The 25807-nt window shown below is 28.9% G+C and carries 25 protein-coding genes, 1 riboswitch and 1 other annotated feature (1 of these 27 running past the window's edge); of the genes, 4 read left to right on the top strand and 21 right to left on the bottom strand.

Annotation, left to right across the window (positions count from 1 at the left end):
* Positions 1–92: 92 nt before the first annotated feature.
* From thiE to CDIF1296T_RS08435, 4 genes are all read right to left on the bottom strand, one after another.
* A complete protein-coding gene (gene thiE / locus CDIF1296T_RS08450; protein WP_003436488.1) occupies positions 93–725 on the bottom strand; it encodes a thiamine phosphate synthase in 633 nt (210 codons plus the stop codon).
* A 22-nt stretch (positions 726–747) separates the two neighbouring features.
* Positions 748–1536, bottom strand: a complete 789-nt coding sequence (gene thiM / locus CDIF1296T_RS08445) for a hydroxyethylthiazole kinase (RefSeq protein ID WP_018112777.1) — start codon at positions 1534–1536, stop codon at positions 748–750.
* Positions 1537–1559: 23 nt separating this feature from the next.
* A complete protein-coding gene (gene thiD / locus CDIF1296T_RS08440) occupies positions 1560–2354 on the bottom strand; it encodes a bifunctional hydroxymethylpyrimidine kinase/phosphomethylpyrimidine kinase (RefSeq protein WP_003436492.1) in 795 nt (264 codons plus the stop codon).
* A 99-nt stretch (positions 2355–2453) separates the two neighbouring features.
* Positions 2454–2546: riboswitch (TPP riboswitch) on the bottom strand.
* A 92-nt stretch (positions 2547–2638) separates the two neighbouring features.
* Complete coding sequence (locus tag CDIF1296T_RS08435) at positions 2639–2950, bottom strand: GIY-YIG nuclease family protein (RefSeq protein ID WP_009896756.1); 312 nt, start codon at positions 2948–2950, stop codon at positions 2639–2641.
* A 290-nt stretch (positions 2951–3240) separates the two neighbouring features.
* On the opposite strand from CDIF1296T_RS08435, the gene CDIF1296T_RS08430 reads away from it, so the two are divergent.
* A complete protein-coding gene (locus CDIF1296T_RS08430; RefSeq protein ID WP_009896754.1) occupies positions 3241–4485 on the top strand; it encodes an anthrax toxin lethal factor-related metalloendopeptidase in 1245 nt (414 codons plus the stop codon).
* Positions 4486–4681: 196 nt separating this feature from the next.
* Complete coding sequence (locus CDIF1296T_RS08425) at positions 4682–5551, top strand: methionyl aminopeptidase (protein WP_003430012.1); 870 nt, start codon at positions 4682–4684, stop codon at positions 5549–5551.
* Between the two features lie 53 nt (positions 5552–5604).
* Here CDIF1296T_RS08425 and CDIF1296T_RS08420 read toward each other — a convergent pair whose 3' ends face one another.
* From CDIF1296T_RS08420 to CDIF1296T_RS08355, 14 genes are all read right to left on the bottom strand, one after another.
* Positions 5605–5793 (bottom strand): ferredoxin, encoded by a 189-nt coding sequence (locus tag CDIF1296T_RS08420; RefSeq protein WP_003430011.1) that lies wholly within the window; start codon positions 5791–5793, stop codon positions 5605–5607.
* A 159-nt stretch (positions 5794–5952) separates the two neighbouring features.
* A complete protein-coding gene (gene epsC, locus CDIF1296T_RS08415; RefSeq protein WP_009889486.1) occupies positions 5953–6543 on the bottom strand; it encodes a serine O-acetyltransferase EpsC in 591 nt (196 codons plus the stop codon).
* Positions 6544–6569: 26 nt separating this feature from the next.
* Positions 6570–7478: a cysteine synthase A gene (gene cysK, locus CDIF1296T_RS08410; RefSeq protein ID WP_003436514.1), complete on the bottom strand. Its 909-nt coding sequence runs from the start codon at positions 7476–7478 to the stop codon at positions 6570–6572.
* Positions 7479–7714: 236 nt separating this feature from the next.
* Complete coding sequence (locus tag CDIF1296T_RS08405; protein WP_009896752.1) at positions 7715–8341, bottom strand: K(+)-transporting ATPase subunit C; 627 nt, start codon at positions 8339–8341, stop codon at positions 7715–7717.
* An 18-nt stretch (positions 8342–8359) separates the two neighbouring features.
* A complete protein-coding gene (gene kdpB, locus CDIF1296T_RS08400; protein WP_003430007.1) occupies positions 8360–10417 on the bottom strand; it encodes a potassium-transporting ATPase subunit KdpB in 2058 nt (685 codons plus the stop codon).
* A gap of 24 nt (positions 10418–10441) precedes the next feature.
* Positions 10442–12118: a potassium-transporting ATPase subunit KdpA gene (gene kdpA / locus CDIF1296T_RS08395; RefSeq protein WP_003436522.1), complete on the bottom strand. Its 1677-nt coding sequence runs from the start codon at positions 12116–12118 to the stop codon at positions 10442–10444.
* Between the two features lie 46 nt (positions 12119–12164).
* Positions 12165–12242, bottom strand: a complete 78-nt coding sequence (kdpF, locus tag CDIF1296T_RS20150) for a K(+)-transporting ATPase subunit F (protein WP_100852713.1) — start codon at positions 12240–12242, stop codon at positions 12165–12167.
* Between the two features lie 425 nt (positions 12243–12667).
* Entirely contained in the window at positions 12668–13300 is a 633-nt protein-coding gene (locus CDIF1296T_RS08385; protein ID WP_003420189.1) for a YitT family protein, read from the bottom strand.
* A 371-nt stretch (positions 13301–13671) separates the two neighbouring features.
* Positions 13672–14634 carry a sugar ABC transporter substrate-binding protein gene (locus CDIF1296T_RS08380; protein ID WP_009896749.1) on the bottom strand — a complete coding sequence of 321 codons (963 nt, stop codon included), beginning with the start codon at positions 14632–14634 and terminating at the stop codon, positions 13672–13674.
* A 20-nt stretch (positions 14635–14654) separates the two neighbouring features.
* Positions 14655–15605 (bottom strand): ABC transporter permease, encoded by a 951-nt coding sequence (locus CDIF1296T_RS08375; protein ID WP_009896747.1) that lies wholly within the window; start codon positions 15603–15605, stop codon positions 14655–14657.
* Positions 15606–15627: 22 nt separating this feature from the next.
* Positions 15628–17124 (bottom strand): sugar ABC transporter ATP-binding protein, encoded by a 1497-nt coding sequence (locus tag CDIF1296T_RS08370; RefSeq protein ID WP_009896745.1) that lies wholly within the window; start codon positions 17122–17124, stop codon positions 15628–15630.
* 12 nt (positions 17125–17136) lie between these two features.
* Positions 17137–18321 (bottom strand): hypothetical protein, encoded by a 1185-nt coding sequence (locus CDIF1296T_RS08365; protein WP_009896743.1) that lies wholly within the window; start codon positions 18319–18321, stop codon positions 17137–17139.
* Positions 18314–19264 (bottom strand): N-acetylglucosamine kinase, encoded by a 951-nt coding sequence (locus CDIF1296T_RS08360; RefSeq protein ID WP_009896741.1) that lies wholly within the window; start codon positions 19262–19264, stop codon positions 18314–18316. Before CDIF1296T_RS08360 ends, CDIF1296T_RS08365 begins: the two co-directional genes overlap by 8 nt.
* 1 nt (position 19265) lies before the next feature.
* Positions 19266–20360, bottom strand: coding sequence for an ROK family protein (locus CDIF1296T_RS08355; protein WP_009896739.1), 1095 nt, complete (start codon positions 20358–20360; stop codon positions 19266–19268).
* A gap of 474 nt (positions 20361–20834) precedes the next feature.
* Here CDIF1296T_RS08355 and CDIF1296T_RS08350 point away from each other — a divergent pair, with 474 nt between their 5' ends.
* Together CDIF1296T_RS08350 and CDIF1296T_RS08345 are read left to right on the top strand one after the other, a co-directional pair.
* Positions 20835–21104 (top strand): CD3324 family protein, encoded by a 270-nt coding sequence (locus CDIF1296T_RS08350; protein ID WP_003436543.1) that lies wholly within the window; start codon positions 20835–20837, stop codon positions 21102–21104.
* Between the two features lie 117 nt (positions 21105–21221).
* Complete coding sequence (locus CDIF1296T_RS08345; protein WP_009896737.1) at positions 21222–21974, top strand: alpha/beta fold hydrolase; 753 nt, start codon at positions 21222–21224, stop codon at positions 21972–21974.
* Between the two features lie 202 nt (positions 21975–22176).
* Here CDIF1296T_RS08345 and hisD read toward each other — a convergent pair whose 3' ends face one another.
* The 3 genes from hisD to CDIF1296T_RS08330 all read right to left on the bottom strand — a co-directional run bounded on the left by hisD (position 22177) and on the right by CDIF1296T_RS08330 (position 25523).
* Entirely contained in the window at positions 22177–23442 is a 1266-nt protein-coding gene (hisD, locus tag CDIF1296T_RS08340; protein ID WP_003436547.1) for a histidinol dehydrogenase, read from the bottom strand.
* Between the two features lie 264 nt (positions 23443–23706).
* The gene (gene cdeM / locus CDIF1296T_RS08335; RefSeq protein ID WP_003436550.1) at positions 23707–24189 is read right to left on the bottom strand and encodes an exosporium morphogenetic protein CdeM; all 483 of its coding nucleotides are present in this window, start codon (positions 24187–24189) and stop codon (positions 23707–23709) included.
* A 116-nt stretch (positions 24190–24305) separates the two neighbouring features.
* The gene (locus CDIF1296T_RS08330; protein ID WP_003429993.1) at positions 24306–25523 is read right to left on the bottom strand and encodes a homoserine dehydrogenase; all 1218 of its coding nucleotides are present in this window, start codon (positions 25521–25523) and stop codon (positions 24306–24308) included.
* 84 nt (positions 25524–25607) lie between these two features.
* Positions 25608–25807, bottom strand: a binding site (T-box leader) (it continues 36 nt past the right edge of the window).

The following is a 25807-nucleotide window of genomic DNA, read 5'->3' as shown; positions in this document are numbered from 1 at the left end:
TATATGTAGAAAAGTTTATCATTTATAATTGCTTAAATTTTACTCTTAGATTATATCAAATTTTTCCATTTTTTTCACTACCAGAGCCAATTTTATATTTTTAATGTCCACTTTTCCACTTCTTTAGAGATATCTTCAGCTTTTAATATAGCTGATATTATAGCATACCCGTCACTTTCTAAACATTTAAGTTTATCTATATTGTCTAAATTTATACCTCCAATTAGTACAAATGGCATGTCTACTTTTTCTTTAATTTCTTTAACAGTTTCAAACGAAGCTGATTTTGCATCTAATTTAGTAGATGTTGTGAATATAGACCCTACACCTAAATAGTCTGCGCCATCATTTTTTGCACAAATAGCTTCTTCTAAAGTTCTTGCTGATACTCCTAGAATTTTATTGTTTCCTATAAGCTTTCTAACCTCTCTAACATCAATGTCACTCTGTCCTACATGTACTCCATCTGCATCACAAATAAGTGCTATATCCACTCTATCATTTATTATAAACTTAACACCATATCTTTTAGTTATTTCTCTAAGTTTCATAGCTTTTCTTAAAAACTCTCTTCCAGAAGCATTTTTTTCTCTAAGTTGTACAGTTGTTATTCCAGAAGATATTGCATCTTCAAGACATTTATAAAAGTCTCTACCTTTAAGCATTTCAGAGTCAGTTACTAAATACAACTTTAAACATTTTTTTAAAGATTCTTTATCAATCATTTTAAGTCTCCCTTACTCTTTATTAATTTAAAAATTCAATATTAGAATTTTTACTTAAAGTATCTATATCCATTTGATAAATAGCATTCATAAGATTTTCTTTAAATGTACCTATTGGTGGATTATTTAAATTAGCTAATTCCCCACTTAAAGACATTGTAAGAACACCCATTGTTGCTGCTTCTAATATATTCTCAGTAACAGCCATAAAACTTGCAATCAAGCTAGCAGTCATACATCCAGTTCCTGTAATTCCTTTTAATTTATCAGTTCCATTGTTTATTTTATATGTACCTTTACCATTAGTTATTATATCTATTTTTCCAGTTGCTACAACTACACATTCAAGCTTTTCAGCAATCTTTCTTATTATCTCAGTAGAATCTTCTTCTTCATCAAATGAATCTACACCTTTACCCTTTACATTAAAGCCACCTATAAACTTTATTTCTGATACATTCCCTTTAACAACACTAAATTTGACTTCATTTAAAAGTCTACTTGTAAGTTCTGCTCTCGCTTTGCTTGCAAATACTCCAACTGGGTCCAAAACAACAGGTTTATTGTACTTATTTGCTGCTTTTCCAGCTAATAGGAATAAATCCAACATATTTGAGTTCATAGTTCCTATATTTATTACTACAGAGTTTGCTACACTTACCATTTCTTCTACTTCCTCATATGAAAAACTCATAAGAGGACTTGCTCCTACAGCTAAAGTTACATTAGCACAATAATTTATAGTTACATTATTAGTATAATGAATTACCAATGGATTTAATTTTTTTACATCTTTAATTAAATTATACATATTTTACCTCCAATATTTTTTTATTACTCAAATTTATAAAAATGATGTACTGGTCCTACTCCATGACCTATATCAAAACTTCTTTTTATTGCTTCTGTTATATAGATTTTACTTAGATTTACTGCTTCTGTTATTTCATATCCTAATGCTAGATAAGATGTTATTGCAGAAGATAATGTGCACCCTGTTCCATGTGTATTTTTTTTATCAATTCTTTCACTTTTATAAACTTTAAATATATTTTTACCAACTAAAATATCCACTGCTTCTCCATCTAAATGACCTCCTTTCATAAGTACAAATTTAGGTCCAAGTTGTAGTATTTCTTCTCCTACTCTCTTCATATCATCTACATTATGTATTTTTATTCCTGTTATTTCTTCTGCCTCTGGTATATTTGGTGTAATTATGTATGCAAGTGGTATCAAATACTTAATTAAGTTTTCTTTTGCCTCTGGCTTTAATAGATAATATCCACTTTTAGATATCATTACTGGGTCCACAACCAAATATTTTGGATTGTATTTCTTTAGATTCTCAACTATTTCAAGTATAATCTCAGGACTTGAAACCATTCCTATTTTTACAGCTCTTGGAGGTATATCTTCAAAGACTGCCTCTATTTGTTTTTTTATTATTTTCTTATTTAAATCCTCTACAGCAAAAACTCCTTTAGTATTCTGTGCTGTTATAGCTGTTATTACACTCATACCATAAGTACCAATTGCACTAAACGTTTTCAAATCAGCCTGAATCCCAGCTCCTCCAGATGAATCAGAGCCGGCTATTGTAAGTGTTGGTATTTTATAATTACTCATTGTTGCCTCCTAAAGTTTAATTTAAATAACTTAATTAAAAAAGCTATACCTACAATAGGTATAGCTTAGAAATAGCATATATCACAAATAATACATACTTGAATTTTTACTAAGCTTTCCTACGCTGGTATTATCCAGATCAGGTGTAAGGGTCGGTATACCTCTCAGCTCTTGGCTCCCCTAGCTATTTTAATTTACTATATTTATAACTTCATTATATTACAATAGTATTTATTGTCAAGTTTTTACACCATATGCACCCATTATAATGTTACTATAAATATTTATGTTAATTGTTCTATTTTCTTACCAATAATATAATCTTCTTTATTATCAATTAAATTTATAAGTATACTTGGGTTTTTTATTATAGACAATTTTTTATTTCTAGTTAATTTTTTTATATAGTATTCTAACTTCATAGCATTGCTTTTTGTGTTGGTCACAAAATAAACTTCTAGTTTTTCAAATCCCTTTGCTCTTGTGTATTTTGAATTAATTCCTAACTTATGTTCATTCATTCTTCTAACTATATTACTGGTATATCCAGTGTATAGAGAATCATCTTTACATCTTATAATATATGTAAAATACACCTTAAATCACATCCTAACATTAAATATATAAATATTATATTATAGAATTAAAAAAAATGGTGTGTATTTTGAATATGCAATCTTCAAAGAATTAATTATAATATATGTATAAAACATACTCTACATGAATCTAATGCTAAATTTTGACATAATAATAACATATTTATTTCTATAATAAAAAATTCACAAATTATAAAAAATAAAATTTTCAAAAAAATTATAATTTTCAAAAAAACAAATTGACACATATAAAAAAATTATGATACCCTAATAAAAAGGGGGCAATGATTATGGAAAACAATTTAAATACAGCTAAAAGAAATAATACTGAATTATTACAAAATGACTCACTTAAGGTCAACTTACAGATAGGTGTAGACTTTACACTTTTATCAAAATCACTTAAAGCCTTTTATAAAAAAGAAAAAGATTTTTATTGCATTGCTCTTGCGCCATGCAATGTATCTAGTGAAAAAGCAAATAGAAAAATAAGTATTTACGATATGATAAAAGAAATTAATATTTTAATTGAAAGTATAACTGATAAAAATGAACTTTTAAGTGAAGAACTCTTTACTAATAATTTATCAGAATTTTATGACGAATCTTTAGGTGAGATTTATATAGACTTAAAACAAGCGTATTTATATATTAAAAAGAATACAGATAGTCTTAACATAGAAGACTCAATTGAATATGTATTTGATGTAGATATAAGCAATGATATAAAAGCAAAAGAAAATCCACTAATTAATTTTAATTCACTTTCTTTAGTAGTATGGAGTGGCGAAACAAAACATATTTTACAACAAATGAATATTTTAGATTTAGAGGATATTCACTCTTATTCTATAGAAAATAATACAAATATAACTATCTATGAAAATAATACTCTTCAATATAAATTTGATGAAGAATCTGAAAATATAAAAGACAGTAGTATAGATATAATTGAACAAATGCTTATACTTCCTGATGACTTGAATTATGATAAAGATGAAGTTGAAAATATGAAAAGCAGACTTGCAAAAATAAATATTAAATATTTACAGACACTTAAAGAAAAGGATATAAAAATAAAATTAATAAATTCAAATCTAACTGATGAACCAGAATTTAGTGATTTAAAATATCAATTACCTCCATGTTGGGTAAGATCAGGCAAGACTTGGAAAGATGTACCTGGTATATATAGAAATAATTCTATAGTGGCTAAAATAGGTTATAGTAATCCTAGCTATGCAAATGTACATTCATCAAAAAATTTAGAATTACATGAAACTGCACATGCTATAGATAAAAATGTTTTAAATAAAAAATCAAATTCTGAAGAATTTATGGAAGTATTTGCTCAGGAAAGATATAAGCTTTATGACCCTAAGCAAGTTGCACATGCATATATAAGCAAGTTTATAGAAGAATTTTTTGCAGAATCATTTGTACATTATTATCTTGATGAAGATTCAAAAAATACTTTAAAGGAAAATTGTCCTCTAACATATGATTTTCTTGAAAAACTTGAACTAAACTATTAAGTGCGCTAATATCCAATAATACATTTAACTATCCTCTTTTCATCAACAATAACCATATAATAATTTATACTTTGAATAAATCACTATCTATAAAGGATTTCTTAGTATTTATGTTATAATATTTATAATGGTTATGTTTTAAAATAGTTTATGTAACCCATAATTTAAATAAATAATAAAAGAAGGATGAAAAGTTATGAAGTTAAATAGAAATGATAGCTGTTGGTGTGGAAGTACTAAAAAATATAAAAAATGTCATATGGATATGGATAATAAAATAGATTCATTTGCTAAGTTAGGTCATATTGTACCAACTCATGATATTATAAAAAATGAAAGTCAAATTGAGGAAATAAAAAAAAGTGCTGTAATAAACACAAAAATTTTGGATTATATTTCAGATAAAATCGAAATTGGAATGTCTACAGAAGATATAAATAAGTTGGTTCATGACTTTACACTACAAAATGGAGCTATCCCTGCTCCACTAGACTATAATGGATTTCCTAAAAGTGTATGTACATCAGTAAATAATGAAGTTTGTCATGGTATTCCAAGTAAGGACATTATCTTAAAAGATGGAGATATTATAAATGTAGATGTTTCTACTATTTTTAATGGATACTATTCAGATGCTTCAAGAATGTTTATGATAGGTAATGTTAATGAAAATGCAAAAAAATTAGTTCAAGTTACAAAGGAATGTGTCCAAAAAGGTCTTGAAGTTGCCAAACCATGGGGATTTTTAGGAGATATAGGTGATGCTATCAACTCTTATGCAAAGAAAAATGGATACTCTGTTGTTAGAGAAATAGGTGGTCATGGAGTTGGATTAAGCTTTCATGAAGACCCTTTTGTAAGTTATGTATCTAAAAAAGGGACTGAGATGCTATTGGTTCCTGGGATGATATTCACAATAGAACCTATGGTAAATGAAGGAACTCACGAAATTTTTGTTGATGAAGAAAATAATTGGACTATTTATACAAAAGATGGTAAATTATCTGCTCAATGGGAATGTATGGTTTTAGTTACAGAAACAGGTGTTGAAATACTAACTGAATAAAAGACAAATGCCTATAAAAATTGAAAATTCAATTTTTATAGGCATTTATTTTATTAATGCACATCTATTGCATCAACTGGACAGCTTTCTCTAGCTTCTGCTGCTGATTCTTCAGCATCACTTGGTACTTCATCAACTATAACATGTGATTTCCCATCATCCTTCATATCAAATACTTCTGGACATATTGATGGACATAATCCACAACCTATACAAGTATCTTGATTAACATTTGCTTTCATAATAAAATCCTCCTAGACGCTACAAATTTAAAATCTTATTTATCAAAGATTGATGAACCAAAACTGTAACATTCAGTTCTTTTTTATTATGTCCTCAAATTTGAAAAAAATACCTTTTAAAATAATTTTTATAAAGTTTATTTTATAGTTATATAAATCCTATATATAATATACATTATCTAATTCATCATACTCATAGGACACTTCTTTTTTATTCTTTTTTACAGGTTCTAGGTTTCTTATTTTTACTATTTTTGCTGGTATACCAACAACTGTTGCACCATTAGGTACATCCTTAACAACAACAGAATTTGCACCAATTTTTGAATTTGAACCTATATTTAAAGGTCCTAGTATTTTTGTTCCAGCACCAATTAATACATCATCACCAACAGTTGGATGTCTCTTTCCAGTATCTTTTCCTGTAGCTCCTAAAGTAGCTCCTTGATATATTGTCACCCTATTACCTACTTCCGCTGTCTCTCCAATTACAACACCCATTCCATGGTCTATCAATATACCTTCCCCCATTTTAGCACCAGGATGTATTTCTATGCCAGTCATAAATCTGGATATCTGGGATATTAATCTTGCTGTAAAAAGCTTCTTCTTCTTATAAAGAGCATGAGCCATCCTATGCATTATCATTGCATGAACTGATGGATAAAGTAAAAAAACTTCTATCTTAGACCTAGCTGCTGGATCATTCTTCATTATATATTCAATATCTTTATTTATTTTCTTAAACAAAGTATTCACTCCCTCAAATAAAATTATTAAAATATTCCCATAGACATATACTTATCAACTCCATCTGGAGCTACTGTAACTATCTTTTTATCTGGATACTTTTTTGCCATCTCTATAGCACCAAATATATTTGCTCCAGAAGATATCCCTACTAAAATTCCCTCTTTTGCTGCAAGTAATTTAACTGTATCAAATGCATCTTCATCATCTACTAATATTACTTCATCAACTACACTAGAATCATAATTTTCAGGAACAAAGTTAGCACCTATTCCTTGTATTTTATGAGGTCCAGTCTTGTTTTCTGATATAGCTGGAGATTTTTTTGGTTCAAGTGCAATTACTCTTATATTTGGATTTTGTTCTTTTAAATATCTTGCAGTTCCTATTAAAGTACCACCTGTTCCAACTCCACATACGAATATATCTAAATCTTTGACATCATTCATAATTTCAACTGCTGTTGTTTTATAATGTGCATTTGGATTATCTTTATTTTCAAATTGTTTTAAGCTTTTATAGTTTGGATTTTCTTTTAAAAGTTCATTTGCTTTTTCTATGGAACCTGCCATTCCAGCTTTACCATCTGTAAGCACCAAATTTGCTCCATAAGCCTTCATTAAATCTCTTCTCTCAACGCTCATTGTTTCGGGCATTACGATTACTACTTCATATCCTTTTAATTTTCCTATCATAGATAATGCAATACCAGTATTTCCACTAGTTGCTTCAACTAGTACATCTCCCTTTTTTAATTCTCCTCTTTGCTCTAAGCCCTCTAACATTTCATAAACAGCTCTATCTTTTATACTTCCTGCTGGATTTACTTTTTCTAATTTTACATATATGTTAGAACACCCATTAGTACAGCCTAAATTATTCAGCCTTACTACAGGTGTGTTTCCTATCAACTCTAATGCGTTATTATATAACATACTATTTCCTCCTATATGTCCAAATCTATTATCAAATTGATAACGATAAATATATTATAGTATTATCATTTTGATAATGCAACCTTTTTTTGGATTTTATACTTACAATCACTTTATTCCAAATATTAGTAATATTCAAATAAAAAAGTGAAAATCATTATCGATTTTCACTCTTTAAAATTTAACCTTTAAATTAAATCTTGAGTAATATTTTGTTGCTAAAATTCCACAAAATACTATATAAGACCTAATATTTTTGCGACCTCTACATTAACTTTTAATACATTAACTCTATCTTCACCTAAAACTCCAAAAAGTTTTTTGGAAGTATTATCATCTACAATTTTTTGTAATTTACTTTCTGATATTCCAGACGCTTTTGCTATAGCTGGTATCTGAATTTTTGCAGAGGCTGGACTTATATTAGGGTCAAGTCCTGAACCTGATGCTGTAAGTAAATCTGTTGGTATATCCTCTCTTTTGACAGTTGGATTATCCTTTAAAAACTTTTCTATATCTTTTTGTACTCTATCATGAAGTTCTGGATTTGTAGCTCCATAATTAAAAGACCCTGATGATACACCTCCATAAGATGTATTTCCATCTTTATCTGGTACTAAATCTTCTTTTGTATAAGTATTATAGTTTACTGATGATACTCTTCCCTTAAAGAATCTCGCATCTGTAAAGCTTTGACCAATAAGTTCTGAACCTACTTTTACACCATTTACTTCTATCATACTTCCATTGGCTTTATCTTTAAATGCAACTTGACTTACACCTGTCAAAACAAGTGGATATACAAGTCCACAAACAACTAACAATACAATACTTACAAGTAATGCTGGCTTTAATGTTTTCATTTTTATATCCTCCATTTATTAACCTAAATTAAGAACCATTACTAAAGGTGTAATCAATAAATCAATTAATTTTATTCCTAAAAATGGTACTATAACTCCACCAAGACCAAATATAAGCATATTTCTCATTAACATAGCTTGTGATTTCATAGGTCTATATTTTACTCCCTTCATTGCAAGAGGTATTAAACATGGGATAATTATAGCATTAAATATTAAAGCTGATAATATCGCACTAAATGACGTAGAAAGTTTCATTACATTTAATATCTCCATTTGAGGTATTGCAAGAGTAAATATAGCTGGTATAATCGCAAAATATTTTGCAACATCATTTGCTATACTAAATGTTGTCAAAGCCCCACGAGTTATTAAAAGCTGTTTTCCTATTTCAACAACTTCCAATATCTTAGTTGGGTCTGAATCTAAATCTACCATATTTGCTGCTTCTTTTGCAGATGTTGTACCACTATTCATTGCAAGACCTACATCTGCCTGAGCAAGTGCAGGAGCATCATTTGTTCCATCACCTGTCATTGCAACTATTTTACCCTCTAATTGTTCTTTTTTTATTGCATCTATTTTATCTTCTGGTTTACATTCTGCAATAAATCCATCTACTCCAGCTTCTCTTGCAATTGTAGCTGCTGTCAAGGGATTATCCCCTGTACACATTATTGTCTTTATTCCTATCTCTCGAAGTCTAGCAAATCTTTCTACAAGCCCTGATTTTACTGTATCTTTTAAGTAGATAATTCCATATATCTCATTATCTACACACACTACTAAAGGTGTTCCTCCTAGTTTAGCTACTCGATTTACATTTTCTTCTAAATCTTCTGGCACTGTACCACCAGATTCTTTTACTCTTTTTATTATGCTATCATAAGCACCTTTTCTTATAGCTCTACCATCAGCTAAGTTAATACCACTCATTCTAGTTTGTGCAGAAAATTCTACAAACTCAGCTTCCTCTGCCTCTTTTGTCTTACCTGTTGAACCTAATTTCATACCTAAATCAACTATAGATTTTCCTTCTGGTGTATCATCTTTTAATGAACACATAACAGAATAATTTATTAAATCTTTTGAATCTGCATTTCCAACTGCTATAAATTCTGATGCAAGTCTATTCCCATAAGTAATCGTACCTGTCTTATCCAAAATCATAGTATCAACGTCTCCACAAGCTTCTACTGCTTTTCCTGACATTGCAATTACATTAAATCTAGTTACTCTATCCATACCTGCAATACCAATAGCTGACAACAATCCACCTATAGTAGTTGGTATTAAACATACCAAAAGAGCTATCATAGTAGAAATTGGAATCTTTACACCTGCATAGTTTGCCATTGGATAAAGAGATATTAAAACAACCATAAATATAAGTGTTAACCCTACTAACAAAGTATTTAAAGCAATCTCATTTGGCGTTTTTTGTCTTGAAGCACCTTCTACAAGAGCTATCATTTTATCTAAGAACGATTCTCCTGGTTTTGTTGTTATTCTTATCTTTAACCAGTCACTTACAACTGTAGTACCACCTGTAACAGATGCGAAATCTCCACCTGATTCTCTCATGACAGGTGCAGATTCTCCAGTTATTGCTGACTCATCTACAGAAGCTATGCCCTCTATAACTTCTCCATCATTTGGAATAACTTCTCCAGCATTTACTAAAACAATATCACCAAGTTTTAGCTCACTTGCACTTATCATTTTTTCATTTCCTAACGTATCTATAACCCTTGCTACTGTATCTTTTCTAGTTTTCTTAAGTGTATCTGCTTGAGCTTTACCTCTTCCCTCAGCTACAGCTTCAGCAAAATTTGCAAAAAGGACTGTTATAAATAAGATTATTGTTACAATCCCATTATAAGCTCTTAAGTTATTGCCTTCATCACCAAACAAACTAGGTACTATTGTAAGTATCAATGTTACTATAAATCCAATTTCTACAACAAACATAACTGGATTTTTCATCATATATTTAGGATTTAATTTTTTAAAAGCTTCTATAATGGAAGTTTTGAAAATATCTTTTGTAATAAACTTTGTTTTTTTAGTTTCCATAAAACTTTACTCCCTCCCAATTTTTTAGTGCCACAACACTAGATGCTCCGAAATAGGTCCAAGCGCTAAGGCTGGGAAAAATGTTAAAGCACCAACAATTAAAACAACAAGTACTAGAACTATTGTAAATGTAAAATTATCCGTTCTAAGTGTTCCTATACTTTCATTTACAGCTTTTTTAGATGCTAACAAACTTGATATTGCTAGTAGTACTATAATAGACACATATCTTCCAAAGAACATAACTATACCTGTTGTTATATTCCAAAACATAGTGTTATCTCCTAAACCTTCAAATCCTGAACCATTATTAGCTGCTGAAGATGCAAACTCATACAATACCTGTGATAATCCATGGAATCCAGGATTTGAAATTCCTTCAAGTCCTGCTGGTATTGCTACTGAAAGACCAGAGAACATTAGTATTAAAAGTGGATGTAATATAATAAGTAAAGCAATAAGCTTCATTTCTTTTCCTTCGATTTTCTTAGTTAAAAACTCTGGTGTTCTTCCTACCATTAATCCACATAAGAATACTGCTATTATAGCGTACATCAACATATTCATCAGACCTACGCCTTTACCACCAAATACTACATTTAGCATCATATTTAAAAGTGGTACTAATCCTCCTAAAGGAGTCAGTGTATCATGCATATTATTAACTGTACCTGTCGTAAAGGAAGTAGTCACTGTTGTGAATAATGATGATTGTGCTATACCAAATCTAACTTCCTTACCTTCCATACTTCCCATACTTTGATTAAGCCCTAATTGTGATAAAATAGGGTTTCCTGCACTTTCTGCTTTAAAGCACACTACTAGACCTATTAAAAATATGATTGACATTGCGCCAAACACAACCCAACCTTGTTTTTTATTCTTTATCATGTGACCAAATGCAACAACACAAGCTCCTGGTAATATCATCATAGATAATATTTCTACTATATTTGATATTATTGTTGGATTTTCAAATGGGTGTGATGAATTTGAACCAAAGAATCCACCACCATTTGTTCCTAAATGTTTTATTGATTCAAGAGCTGCCACAGGACCTCTAGCTATATCTTGAAGCTTTCCTTCTATAGTAGTCACTGTTTCTGTCCCAGCAAAAGTTTGTGGTACTCCTTGTGTAACTAATATAAGCCCAATAATTAAAGCTCCTGGTAAAAGTACTCTTGTTGTTATCCTAATTAAATCTACATAAAAATTTCCCAATGTTTTCTTTTTACCGACTAGACCTCTTACAAATGCCATAGCAGCCGCATATCCTGTTGCAGCTGATGTAAACATCATATATATTATCACTGTCATCTGACTAAAGTATGAAAGTCCTGATTCACCTGAATAATGTTGAAGATTTGTATTTGTCATAAAACTTATTATTGTATTAAATGATAGTCCTTGTTCCATACTTTTAATTCCACTTGGATTAAAAATATGCATACTTTGAGTTCTAAGTATGATATATCCTATAAATACCATAACTGCATTTGTAAATAATAAAGCTAATGCATACTGTTTCCAGTTCATTTCTTTTTTCTTATCTATACTACATACCTTATATATAAAATTGTCCACTTTATCAAATAGTCTATCTCCAAATGTTTTTTGATTAGTAGCTATATGATATAAATACTTGCCCATAGGTATTACTAAAATCATAAAAATCGCTAACACTATTACTATCTGCACCATAAAAATTGTTCCCCCCAATTCAACTTACTTATTAGCCTTATACTGTTTAAAATTTTTCAGGATTAATAAGCGCATATACCAAATATATTATTAACATTATAATTACAACTGCCAGAAACCACATAGGTAATCCCTCCATACATTACATTATTTTTTTTCAGTTTGTTTCCCACACCAATCAGCAAGTAACTTCATGGAAACAAATCCTATGAATAACAATGCTATCATAACTATATCCAACATTTTAGCTCCTCCATTTAATTTAATCTCTTTTACAAATTTTAGTTTTGTATTGCTACTTCATTTATCTTATCATTTTAGGTATAAAGATAGGATTAAGAAACATCCATTAATGATTAGTATTTCATAAATATAAAATTTGGTTTTTAAAATGCACATCTAGCAATCGTATTCCCAGTCATTCCAACATAATTCTATATTTGAGATTTACAAAAACCTAGATGGGATTATACTTTCTATAAAGATTTAGACACAAAAAAGGTGGCAAATCTGCCACCCCTAATAAAATCTAAAGTTATTTAATTTATATTAACATTCTGGAACTATATCATTACTTATATCCATATCCAAACTTTTACCATGATAATAAATAAAATCAATTACCTTGCCACTAATTGTAACAGCAATCAAAGAATAAAAGATATCAAACGCTGATAGATAAAATAATGATAACAACAATACAATAACATCTGTTGCTAAATAAACTTGCCCTATGTTCAAAGATGTAGTCTTAGAAATTACTAATGCTAAAGCATCGTCTCCTCCTGATGCACAACCTGCTTTTACTACTATACCTACACCAGTTCCAACAGTTACACCTGCCAAAATAGTTGATAAAAGCATATTTTGTGATTGTGGTACTAGAGGTCCTATAGCTTCAAATAAGTCATATAACACTGAAAAAGTTATAGAAGCTACTATTGAATATATAAGGAATTTTTTACCGAAAAATTTATATCCTACTAAAAGTAGTAAACCATCTATTACAACATTTGCTATTGCTGGTTGTATATTGAATAAATTTTTTAACAGTAGTAAAATACCTAACACTCCACCTTCTGTTATGTTGTTTAAATAATAAAAATTATAAACTCCAAATGCTAATATTGCTGAACCTAAAAATATAAGTCCAATCCTTTCTAAAAATAACCGCCTGGCCATACATATCCCTTCCTTTTTCTGAATTTATATATATTATATACAAAAGAATTGGCTTTGTATACCGCACTTTTCAAATCTTTAATTATACAAAATTTCTATATTTTTTTCAACAATTTTTTTATGTTTTTTTATGTTTTTTTAATACCACACCTACACTATAGTAATTCCAATACTTTAGACGTTTTCCTTTTTTCCATAAGTTTATATTAGTTTTACTTATAATTTAGTATAATTAAGTCTTTGTTTATATTAATTTTTTATTTGTTTAGAAATACTATTCAATAATTTATCACTAAATTAAATTAAAAAAAGAGTTACTTTATATAGTTTCTAAAGTAACTCTAAAAATCTTATTTATTATCTATGACAATTTACCATTCACCCTTGAACTCTGAAATATTATCTTTGTTAACTTCAACTTGTTTAATTTGTGTAACAGGTTCTATTTTTTCACCTTTAAGGAATTTAGATGCCTTTTCTATGACTAATCCACCTTCTTCTACAGCAGACATATAAGTTGTACCATCTATTAACCCATCAGTTATAGCTTTTAATCCATCTTTACTTCCACCCAAACCTATGACTTTAACTTTATCCTTAAGACCAGCATCTTTTAAAGCTTGACCTGCACCTGTAGCAGAATTATCATCTTGACATATTATAACATTAAAATCAGTTTTCTTTTGAATTAAATCTTCTGTTACTTTTAAAGCTTGCTCTTTCTCCCAATTTGAAGTTTGATTATAAACTATTTCTATATTACTATCTTTTAATTCTTTTTCAAGACCTTTTTTTCTTAATACTTGTGGAGTAGTTCCTGGTACTCCTTCTATTAATACAGCTTTCCCACCAGTTTCTCCTAATAAGTTTTTAGCAATTTTTCCAGTTAATGCTCCTGTTTCTTCCTCATTTTGTCCTATATATGTAACTAAACCTTTAAATTCTCCAGTTGGGTTACTTCCTATAGAATTTGTAAATGCTACTATAGGAACGTCTGAATCATTAGCAGCTTTAGCTATTCTCTCACTTACAGCAGAATCAACTCCACATAATGCAATCATGTCTACCCCTTTAGCCATAAAATCTTCAGCTTGTGATAATTGTTTACTAGCATCCCATTGAGCATCTGCATATTCCACGCTTACACCTAATTCTTTAGATTTTGCATCTATACCTTGTTTAGTTGCTACAAAGTAACCTGTTGAACCCGGTAGTAATACTGCTATTTTCTTTTCTCCATTTTTTTCTTTGTCACCACCATTTGAACAACCAACTAAACCAAATATCATAACAAGTGATAGCAACAATGCTAAATGTTTCATTAATTTTTTCATAAAAAAATCCCCCTTATTTTTTATCTTGAAGCAAGTTTTTTCTTGCTATAAGAATCAAATCCAACTGCTGCTAAAATTATTAATCCTTTAAATATGTACTGGAAATATACATCTATTCCAAGAAGATTAAAACTGTTGTTTATAACACTCATAAGTAATACTCCTATAACAGTTTTAAGTACAGAACCAGAACCTCCTGCCACTGATGTACCTCCTATTACTACAGATGCAATTGCATCCATATCATATCCTTCACCTGCAATCGCAGTTGCAGTCCCAAGTCTTCCTGTTAGTACGATTCCAGCTATTCCTGCAAGTACAGCATTAATAATAAACACTTTCACTTTGTGAGAATCTACATTTATACCATTAAGTTTACTTGCTTCTTGATTCCCTCCTACAGAATAAACATATCTACCAAACTTAGTTTTATTAAGTACAATAAACGAAACTAACACCACTATAAAGAAAATTACTACTGGTATTGGTATATTAAACAAATATCCATTTCCAATGTAATCAAGTATTGGTATATTTTCAGTAATTGGATATCCTCCTGTAAGCATCAACAGCAATCCTCTTACAATAGTGACCATAGCCATAGTGGCTATTAATGATGGTACATTTATCTTTGCAACTACTATACCATTGATTAATCCTATTACTGCACAAATCGCTACACCTAAGAACATGGATGCAAACAAATTAGTTCCACCAGTCGCAAATTTCATTGTTATAGCACCTGCAAGAGCTGCTACTGCTCCAACTGATATATCAAAGTTTCCAGATATTATAACAAAAGTCATACCTGCTGAAATTATTCCAATTATAGAAGATTGTCGTAAAAGATTAAGTATATTTTGTTTACCTAAAAATGATGGAGTTGCAATACTTATAGCTATACATAAAGCTAAAAAACCTAATAATACTCCATAATCTCTTAAATTTAACTTCTCAAAAGCTTTCTTCATCTCAGTCCTCCATTTTCATTTTTTATACATTAAATATACTGTTCATTATATCTTGAACCTGTATATTCTCATTTTTTAAATCATCTACAATAGAACCTTCTCTAGTTACTAAAATTCTATCACTTACTCTTATTACTTCTTCTAAATCAGAAGATATAAATATTACTCCTATTCCTTTACTTGAAAATTCTTTGATTGTATTGAAAATATCTTCTTTTGCAGCAATATCTATTCCCTTTGTTGGCTCATCATATATTATTAAATCTAAATCTTTCTCTAACCACTTAGAAACTACTACTTTTTGTTGATTTCCACCACTAAGCTCTTTTACTTCTTGCTTTACATCACTAACTTTTATTCCTAATTCCTTAACACCTTTTTTAGAAAACTCAATTTCTTTATTTCTATCTATAAACAAGAATTTCTTGAATTTATCAATTTGTACTGATGATGAGTTTGTGTATATAGCTTGTTCTAAAATTAATCCTAGATTTTTTCTATCTTCAGGAATCAATCCTATTTTGTTTTTTATAGCAACCTTAGGAGAAGTTATGTCTACTTTTTTACCATTGATAAAAATGTCTCCACTATCTTTATTATCTATACCAAATATCAAATTTATAATTTCAGTTCTTCTTGAACCTACAAGACCTGCAAGACCTACAACTTCGCCTCTATAAACTTTAAATGAAACATTTTTTATTTTGTTAGACCAGCTTATATTCTTTACTTCTAGTACTGGTGGCTCTTCATATTTTGCAAATGTATAATCCTTCTTCTCAATAAGTTTGTGATTATCATTTCCTGTCATAAGTTGAGTTATCTTTAATTTAGTTAAATCCTCTACATCATAAGTTCCAATCATAATTCCATTTTTCATTATACTTGTACTATCACATACTTTAAAAACTTCCTCTAATATGTGAGAAATATAGACTATTGTTTTACCTTTAGACTTTAGTCTACTTATTATTTTAAATAGCCCATCTTTTTCATTATTAGTAAGTGATGTTGTAGGTTCATCCATTATGATAATTTCAGAATTACATGAAACAGCTTTCATTATCTCAACCATTTGTTGGTTTGCTACACTTAAATTAGAAACTACTATATGTGGGTCTATATTAAAATCAAAATCCTCACAAATTTTCATATATTCCTCAAGCATGTCTTTCTTGTTTAAAAACACACTTCCTTTTAAAATTTCTCTACCAAGAAAAATATTTTCAAGTACTGTAAGCGTTGGTATCAAGCTTAATTCTTGATAAATTATACTAATACCATTTTCTTTAGAATGATGTGGATTTTTAAACATTATTTCATTACCAGTCAAAATTACTTTACCTTTAGTTTGGGAATGAACTCCTCCTAAAATTTTAATAAGTGTAGATTTTCCTGCTCCATTAGCTCCCAAAAGAGCTCTTACTTCTCCCTTTTCTAACTCAAAATTTATCCCTTTTAAAACATCTACCTTTCCAAAACTTTTATATATTTGTTGCATTTCCAATATCTTACTCACTATATCACCTCACTAATTCCGAAACCATTTTATAATTTCATCAATATTTTCTTTTGGTGCTGATAACAAATCCCAAGATAAAACATATCCTTTTACTGTTGTCTTATTTATATTTGAAATATTTTCACTTATGTACTTAGGTGTAACAGGAGCTATAATTTCCTTTTTATTTATTTCAACTCCTACATATATATCTTTATTAAGATTTCTTGTCATAAAATCGATTTCCTCTAGTACAAATTCTATAGGGTATACATTTCCTTCATACTCCTTAATTCCTAAAATATCTAAGAAATTTCTTTTTCCAATCTCTTTATTCTTATGTATGGATTCATCAATAAACCTTTCAAATTCAAATGGTAAACCAGCTGGAGCTTTTGTAATTCTATACATCATTGGTTTTATAAAATCTGCTACTTCTTGTAATTTTTCTAAATCTTGACCTGTAAAGTAAGAAATAAAAGGAGAAAAAGTATCTATACCTATTTTCAATCCCTTACTTTTAAAATAATTACTTATCTCTAATAATGCCTTGTATATATTTTGATTTTTTGTTTCAAAAAAATCTTCCCATATTTTATTTTTAAATTTGTATTTTCCATTAATGTATTCTGTTATACCAAATGGAGTATCTTCATTATCTATAACTCCCTTAGACACATTATTCATTTCTCTCATTAACGACTCTTTATCAATATTATTTTTTTCATATATATTTAAACAATCTTTACAAAAACAATTAAAAACACCATTTAGTTTATTCGAAAAAGAACCATACCTTATTTTATCTAAAAAAATTCCATCAAATTTAATATCACTAAAATAAGTACTATATATTTTCTTTATATTTTTTATATTTTCCTTATTATTTGGGCAATAAAACTCAAAATTTTCATCCTCTTGTAAAGCATAGCCCTTGACTTCCTTCCCCATATAATCAATTAGTAAATTACTTTTTTCAAGTAATCCTATTTCAGAAAAACATGGCAACCAAAGATATAGTTCAACATTATATTTATTTAATAGTTTTTTAGTTTCTACATATAATTCTTCATCTACACTCCATCCCATGATAACCTTTTCTATATCAATACAGTCCAATAATTCTAGTAGTTTACATTTTATATCATTAAACTTTATTTCTTTAGCCTTAAAACCTCCAGTAAAAATTTGTACTATTACCTTTTTTCTATCCATGCTTGGCCCTCCTATTAGCTAATGCCATAGCAAGTCTTATCCCCCCATATACTGGCTGATTTTCTTGAGATATAAATTTTAAATTTTTATCTGTATTTTCTGTTTTTAAATTATTCATTAACATTTGAGCATATACAGTTTTATTTAATGTACCACCAGACAAAACTATATTTATTTCGCTTTTATCCATTTTCATTGGATTAGATATTTTTCTCAATATTACTTGAGCTAATTTAGATAGTTCAGTTGATGATTCTCTTAATATTTCAATAGCCAATTTATCACCTTGTTCGGCACAATCAATCACTAATGAAGCTAAGTTTGCTATTTCAACATTATCATTTATATCAGTAATCATATATGCAAGTTGTTCAAAACTATTTGCTCCAAAGAAATCCAAGACACAACTAAATAAATCACTATACTCATGACATTCATCACAATAAAGCAATACTTTCTTTAATAATTTTCTCCCTATATCATATCCAGAACCCAAATCACTAAAATTATACCCCCATCCACCAACTCTATATATTTCTCCATCTTCTTTAATTCCCAGTATAATTGAACCTGTCCCAGCCACAATTACTAAACCAGGGGAATCAGCTTGTGCATAAAAAGCTAAAACTGCATCATTTGCCAGATATATTTTTTCTTTGTTAATCCCAATTTTTAATATTTCATCCATTATAATCTTATAATCATTAGGAGAATCACAACCAGATATACCAAATACAGTGTACTCAATATCGTCATAATCGATATATAAATCTTTTAATATTTTTTTAAATCCATTATTAATATTTTCATATGTTTTTTTAATTCCAACTGACTTATAATTAGTTGAACCAGTGGTATGTTCTTTAAGTATGTTTCCATCTAAGTCACTTACACAAAATTTAGTTTTTGTTCCCCCTCCATCTATTGAAACCAAATATTTCACATTAATATCCTCCTTTTTTATTAGATAAGGAATATTGATAGTCAGTTTCTTTTAAACACATACTAATTACTCCATTTATACTTCCTTCTCTCAATGACTCTACTTTTATTAATTTAGGAAAATTTTCTTCTCCAACATTATTGCTTACATCTTTTTCTATAAACTCCATGTCACTCTTGGTTAATATACTACACTGTATAATCATAGCTTGTGGATTTAGGACACATACAAGAGTCCTTATAAAGTTTGATATTATAGATAAAATTTCTTTCTTAAATTTATTATCTTTACTTTCTAAATATCTTTTTCTTAAACTCATAATATAATCTTCAAGATTTAAGTTGTTAGAGTTATACTTACCAAATTCTATATTTAGATAACTTAATTCTCCAGCAAAATTTGTAGAACCTAAATACAATTCACCATTTATAACTATACCTGAACCAATACCATCTTCTAAATACATAAGAGCCATATTTTTATATTTGTCTTTATACTGTTTTTGATAAATCCCAATAGTAGTAATATTTGTATCATTTTCTATAAACACTTTAGTATTGTATTTACTCTTTATTAAATTTTCTAAATTTATACCTTCCCAACTTTTTATAGTTGGTATATTTTTAACTACACCTTTTTTTACAACTCCTGGGACACCAATTCCAATAGCCCTTATATTGTTTCCTTTTTCCCTTTTTATTAGAGTATCTATAACAAAAAAAGTATCTTGGTTAACGTTTTCATACGTATCCATTCTTATATTAAATTCTTCTTGATAAATTATTTCACCTAATAAATTGGCAACTACCCCTATACAACAATTTCTATAATAATATAAAGCTATTATGTGTTCTAAGTTTGCATTTATTTCAAATAATTGAGCTCTTCTTCCTCCAGTAGATTCACTTAGTCCACTTACTTTAACTTCATTTTTCAAAGCTAATTGCTCTACAATCTTATTAACTGTAGCTAAACTCAATTCAGTAATGCTTGAAATTTCTGGTTTTGTTATAGGACCTTCATTTTTTATAATGTTTTTTATTAAATCTTCATTTACTTTTTTTATCGTTTGCGGTTTTCCAACTATATTTTTCATAGACAACACCTTACTTTATAAACTTTATTTATTAAGTTTAGTATAATATTTACAAGTTAAATTTGTCAATAAATTTTCAATAAAACTTTAAAATCAAATTTCTCTATTATCTGCTTCATAATTATTCTTCCTGACTAAGTTTTATTGTTCATATTCCTTTCAACTGTTCATATTAGTTTGATGATATAAATACATATTATAGTATTGACTATAATAAAATATCCTCATACAAAGACAGTTGCAATTATCTATCTGAATATATATAATAAAAATGTAAATTTGTCATTGAACTCTATCTTAAAAGCGAAATCAATGTTCAGATGAATTTTTCAAACCAGAAAGGAGTATTTAGTTTATGGGAATTGGAACTTGTGCATAGCAAAGGCTATTGTACATAATAAAAAATTTTATTTTTAATTGTGAGTGGCAGTAGCCTTTGCTAATCCTAAAGAATAATTATTTAGGAGGTGCAAAATGAGCTATCAAAATTCGATTGACTTACTGCCTAAAGAACTGATTGAGCAAGTGCAAGAATATATAGATGGTAAAGTGATTTATATTCCCAAAAAGCAAGAGCACAAAAAGCATTGGGGTGAAAACACAAACACCAAACAAGTCTTAGCTTCTCGTAATTCTCAAATCTGTATAAATTTCCAAAATGGAATGAGTATCAAGCAGTTATCAGAGAAATACTTTTTGACAGAGAAAAGCATACAAAGAATACTTAAACAGCAAAATTTATAATTAGAAATGTGTCACGTTTTATGCGTGGCACATTTTTATTCTAAGAAAGAACATGAGGTTTTTCATTCATACCTATATTGTTATAATTAACTTATCAAATAAAAAGGAGGAAAATATATGTCATATTTTCAGTATCAAGGTAATTCTTGTTTTTATAAAGAATATGGACAAGGTAAACCGATAATTTTCCTGCATGGTAATACTGGTTCTTCTAATATGTTTAAAGCACTTGTGCCATTATATGCAGAAAATTTTAGATGTATCTTAATTGATTTTTTAGGTAATGGACAGTCGGATAGAGTTTCTCAATTTTCTCCTGACATATGGCATGATGAAGCCTTACAGACAATAGCACTGATTGAACATTTGAATTGTGGTAAAGTTGGCTTAATTGGAACAAGTGGAGGAGCATGGGCAGCTGTTAATACTGGATTAGAACGTCCCGATTTAGTTGAAGCAATTATAGCAGATAGCTTTGATGGACGTACTCTTAATGATAACTTCATAGATAATCTAATCACTGGAAGGGAAAAATCAAAGCAAGATATTCAAGCACGAAAATTCTATGAATGGTGTCATGGAAAAGATTGGGAGAATGTTGTTAATCTTGATACAAAAGCTCTATTGCAATGTGCAAACGAGAAACGCCCTTTGTTTCATAAAGAATTGTGTAAATTAGAAATGCCAATTTTATTTACAGGAAGTAAGGAAGACGAAATGTGTCGTCATAATCTTGAAGAAGAGTACAAACAAATGGCAACTTTTATTTCAAAAGCAAGTATTCACATTTTTAGTCAGGGAGGACACCCTGCTATATTGACAAATGCAGATGAATTTGCACAGTTAGCAAAAGTTTTTTTCAACTATTAACTAAAAATATTAACTATTTCATAAACATTATTTAGAAAAGAAATATTAAGTTAGTATTTAAACACACAGGTAGTATTATCCTATTATATACAGATATAAAAGAAACGCCGAGGCCCACAAAATATAGTATTTATTCGGGTTCTCAGCGTTTTCCTTATCTCAGTCTAACACTAAATCTCGACTGCCAAAATAAAATTTTTTACTACTTTTTAAACCTAACCTCAGCAGCCTTTGCATGTGCATATAATCCCTCTTCTTTTGCCAGCTTTTCAGCTACAGGTGCTAATGATTGTATAGCTTTTTCATTAAATATCTGCTTTGTACAAGTTTTGATAAAAGTTCCAACCCAAACACCACCAGTATATCTTGATGCTTTAAGTGTTGGTAATGTATGATTGGTACCTGAAACATAGTCGCCAAATACCTCAGCAGAAAGATTTCCAATAAATAAAGAACCATAGTTAGTTAATCTATCACAAATATCATTATACTCATTTACTGCAACTTCTAAATGTTCTGGTGCATAAAAATTACTTATTTTAATGGCTTCTTCCATATCATCAACCAATATTATCTCTCCATTATTTTCCCATGAACTATATGCTATGTCCTTTGTTGGCAAATCTTTTAGCATACTTTCTATATTTTTTTCAACTTTTTGTGCTACTTCCAAGCTATTTGTCAATAATATTCCTCTTGCATTTAAATCATGCTCACATTGTGCTAATAAATCAGCTGCAATATAAACTGGATTTGAAGTTTCATCCGCTATTATAAGAACTTCACTTGGCCCAGCGACAAAATCAATCCCTACTTGTCCATAACATTGTCTTTTAGCTTCAGTTACAAACTTATTTCCTGGTCCTACAATTATGTCAACTGGATTAATCTTTTCTGTTCCATATGTAAATGCTGCTATAGCTTGAACTCCTCCAGTTGCATATATTTCATCAGCACCTGCTATATCCATAGCTACCAATGTCTTAGGATTTATCTTTTCAGTATTTTTCATAGTTGGTGAACATGCCACTATTCTTTTTACTCCTGCTACTTTTGCAGGTATTATAAGCATAAGAGCTGTTGAAAACAATGGATACTGACCTCCTGGAACATATGCAAGACATGACTCTATTGGAATATTAGTTTGACCTAAGATTACACCTGGATAAATTTCTTTTTCAAAAGGGTTTTCAAAACTTAGTTTTTGAGCTTTAGCAAATTCTCTTATATTTTTGGCAGCAATCTTTAAGTTATTTATAAATTCGTCATCTACATGCTTATAAGCTTCCTTTATTTCTTCCTTAGTAATTCTAAATTCATCTCTTGTATTTCTATCAAACTTCTCATTATATTTTTTAAGTGCAACATCCTTATTATTTCTTATATCTTCTATTATAGAACTTACTTGCTCTCTTAATATCTTTTCATCTACCTTTTCTTTCATACTTGATGTTTTAATACTTTTCATTTTTTACCTCCTAATTTTACAATCTCATACTCATTTATTTTACAATATTATCCTCATTTAAGATATATAAATAAATAAAAACTCCCACCCTCTATCAAAAGCTAGAGGATGGGAGTTTAATCATATTGTACTCACCTCACTAACTGAGCACTATTTGTCTAATAAATATACTTATATTTCTTCTAATCATTATTTTTTTCTGAATTTTCTCTTTATTATACATAATATGATATATTTTAACTATTGATTTGTCAATTAATTTTTTTATTTTCTACAGCAGTTACAATTACATTTATGGCATTTATGGCAACAATTATTATTGTTTCCTCCATTATTTCCATTTCTTCTAGCTTCACATTCCATACCTTCATCAAATAATCTAGCAGCTTCTGCTAAATATTCGATTCCTTTATAGTTGTATTTTGAATATTCATCCCAGTATTTTTCTGCTTCTTCCCATAATTTTCTAGCTTCACATTCATATGCTAATGCCTCTTTCTTTTTCTCTGAAGATTCACAGAATGCTTCTCTTGCTTCTCTTTCTCTTATCTCAGCTTCTCTTCTAAATCTTTCACAGTTTCTAGGTCTATTTTCTCCTGAATCTGAACATCCACAGTTTGAACCTCTTCTTTCTCTATCTTCATCATATGCTTCTCTTTCATATTCTTCTCTATCATTTTGGAACCATTTAGCTGTAGATTCTCCTCTTTCATACCAATCTTCTGAATAACATTTTTTATTTTCCATATAACATATCTCTCCCTTTAATTTTAATTTTTTTATGAGATGTTTTGTTTCATCTCATACTATATAGTATTAAAATCGTCAAAATATGTTACATATAAACTTATATTTTTTCTTTTTTAACTTATTTTCAACATTTTATTCATTTTTTCGCAGTATCCTTTATCTTTTATTAGACATAAACTGTTGTTTATTTCATATTCAGAATCAGCATAAACCATAATAGCAAGTTCATCATCATCATTTAAAATATCGAATTTTACTAAACAATTCTCAACTATATTTAGAATTTCATCTTTATTACATTTTTTAAATCTAAGAAGTGCTCCACACTTTTCTCTAACTATTTTATTAACTTGTATTTTATCTTTAGTAAAAGAATCTATACTTGAAACTCTATTATCTATTATATCTATAACATCTGAATAAACCGCACTTCCTGTTGCTAAACTTCCAGCTCCTTTACCTACAAAAGAAACTTCTCCTACTGAATCTCCATTCACTATGACAGCATTGAACTCATTGTCTATTCTAGCAAGGATATTATCTTTTTCTACTAAAACAGGTCTAACAAAAGCACTTACTTTATCATTTTCATACTTACTTTGACCAATCAATTTTATTTTACAATTTAATTTTTTTGCATATTCAATATCTTTTTCATCTATATCTGTAATTCCTTCTAAATACACATCTTTCCAATATACTCTATTGTCATAAGCTAGAGTTGATAATATTGATAGTTTTCTAGCAGCATCATACCCTAATACATCTGACTCTGGATTTGCTTCAGCAAAACCTAATTCTTGTGCTTGTCTTAATGCCATATCATAAGATAGATTCTCATCATACATTTTAGATAATATAAAATTAGTAGTTCCATTTAAAATTGCATTTATACTATCTATATTATTTCCTTCTAGTGATTCTATTATTGGTTTTAATACTGGTATACCTCCTGCAACTGAAGCTTCAAATTTAATACTTACTTTATTTTCACTTGCTAATTTTGCAAGCTCATCTCCACATTCAGCTAACAAATCTTTATTTGCTGTAACAACATGAATTTTATTGTTTAATGCTTTTTTTATATAAGATAATGATGGTTCTAAACCACCCATGACTTCAACAAGTATATCTATATCTTTATTAAATATATCATCTATATTATTAGTTATTATATTAGAATATTTTTTATCCTTATGTTTTTCCAAATTATTAACTAAAATTCCAACTATTTCTATATTTCTTTTTTCTTTATTATTATCTATTATATCTATAAGTCCACTTCCTACAACTCCATATCCTAGTACTCCAATTTTCACTTTATTCTCCATTTTATTTTCCTCCTAAATTTATAATTTTCCGATTTTTTTTTATTTTCAATCTTTTATTGCAATAAAAATAGACTCATCCCTATATAAAGGGACGAGTCTATACTCGCGGTTCCACCCAATTTGATTTTATCATTTATTGATAAAATCCACTTTACACTTTAACGCAGTTAACGGTTAGTCTTACTAAAACTTTTTAAAGTAACTTCAGACCACAGCTCCTAGGTAGTTTTCAATTTCTCAAACTTAGAAAGTCTTTCAGCCTGTGAACTTTCCTCTCTGATAGT

The sequence above is a fragment of the Clostridioides difficile ATCC 9689 = DSM 1296 genome (assembly GCF_001077535.1).
Lineage (GTDB): Bacteria > Bacillota > Clostridia > Peptostreptococcales > Peptostreptococcaceae > Clostridioides > Clostridioides difficile.
Note: the sequence above shows the minus strand (reverse complement) of the source record. Positions and strands in the feature narration are given on the sequence as shown.

Excerpts from the sequence above, each read along its gene's own strand:
- CDIF1296T_RS08330 (WP_003429993.1), bottom strand. The coding sequence starts at position 25,523 with ATGGAGAATAAAGTGAAAATTGGAGTACTAGGATATGGAGTTGTAGGA.
- kdpF (WP_100852713.1), bottom strand. The coding sequence starts at position 12,242 with ATGTGGTTTCTGGCAGTTGTAATTATAATGTTAATAATATATTTGGTA.
- CDIF1296T_RS08345 (WP_009896737.1), top strand. The coding sequence starts at position 21,222 with ATGTCATATTTTCAGTATCAAGGTAATTCTTGTTTTTATAAAGAATAT.
- hisD (WP_003436547.1), bottom strand. The coding sequence starts at position 23,442 with ATGAAAAGTATTAAAACATCAAGTATGAAAGAAAAGGTAGATGAAAAG.
- CDIF1296T_RS08355 (WP_009896739.1), bottom strand. The coding sequence starts at position 20,360 with ATGAAAAATATAGTTGGAAAACCGCAAACGATAAAAAAAGTAAATGAA.
- CDIF1296T_RS08405 (WP_009896752.1), bottom strand. The coding sequence starts at position 8,341 with ATGAAAACATTAAAGCCAGCATTACTTGTAAGTATTGTATTGTTAGTT.
- cdeM (WP_003436550.1), bottom strand. The coding sequence starts at position 24,189 with ATGGAAAATAAAAAATGTTATTCAGAAGATTGGTATGAAAGAGGAGAA.
- thiE (WP_003436488.1), bottom strand. The coding sequence starts at position 725 with ATGATTGATAAAGAATCTTTAAAAAAATGTTTAAAGTTGTATTTAGTA.
- CDIF1296T_RS08375 (WP_009896747.1), bottom strand. The coding sequence starts at position 15,605 with ATGAAGAAAGCTTTTGAGAAGTTAAATTTAAGAGATTATGGAGTATTA.
- thiD (WP_003436492.1), bottom strand. The coding sequence starts at position 2,354 with ATGAGTAATTATAAAATACCAACACTTACAATAGCCGGCTCTGATTCA.
- CDIF1296T_RS08380 (WP_009896749.1), bottom strand. The coding sequence starts at position 14,634 with ATGAAAAAATTAATGAAACATTTAGCATTGTTGCTATCACTTGTTATG.
- thiM (WP_018112777.1), bottom strand. The coding sequence starts at position 1,536 with ATGTATAATTTAATTAAAGATGTAAAAAAATTAAATCCATTGGTAATT.
- CDIF1296T_RS08425 (WP_003430012.1), top strand. The coding sequence starts at position 4,682 with ATGAAGTTAAATAGAAATGATAGCTGTTGGTGTGGAAGTACTAAAAAA.
- kdpA (WP_003436522.1), bottom strand. The coding sequence starts at position 12,118 with ATGGTGCAGATAGTAATAGTGTTAGCGATTTTTATGATTTTAGTAATA.
- CDIF1296T_RS08420 (WP_003430011.1), bottom strand. The coding sequence starts at position 5,793 with ATGAAAGCAAATGTTAATCAAGATACTTGTATAGGTTGTGGATTATGT.
- CDIF1296T_RS08385 (WP_003420189.1), bottom strand. The coding sequence starts at position 13,300 with ATGGCCAGGCGGTTATTTTTAGAAAGGATTGGACTTATATTTTTAGGT.
- CDIF1296T_RS08350 (WP_003436543.1), top strand. The coding sequence starts at position 20,835 with ATGAGCTATCAAAATTCGATTGACTTACTGCCTAAAGAACTGATTGAG.
- cysK (WP_003436514.1), bottom strand. The coding sequence starts at position 7,478 with ATGTTATATAATAACGCATTAGAGTTGATAGGAAACACACCTGTAGTA.
- CDIF1296T_RS08430 (WP_009896754.1), top strand. The coding sequence starts at position 3,241 with ATGGAAAACAATTTAAATACAGCTAAAAGAAATAATACTGAATTATTA.
- CDIF1296T_RS08365 (WP_009896743.1), bottom strand. The coding sequence starts at position 18,321 with ATGGATAGAAAAAAGGTAATAGTACAAATTTTTACTGGAGGTTTTAAG.
- kdpB (WP_003430007.1), bottom strand. The coding sequence starts at position 10,417 with ATGGAAACTAAAAAAACAAAGTTTATTACAAAAGATATTTTCAAAACT.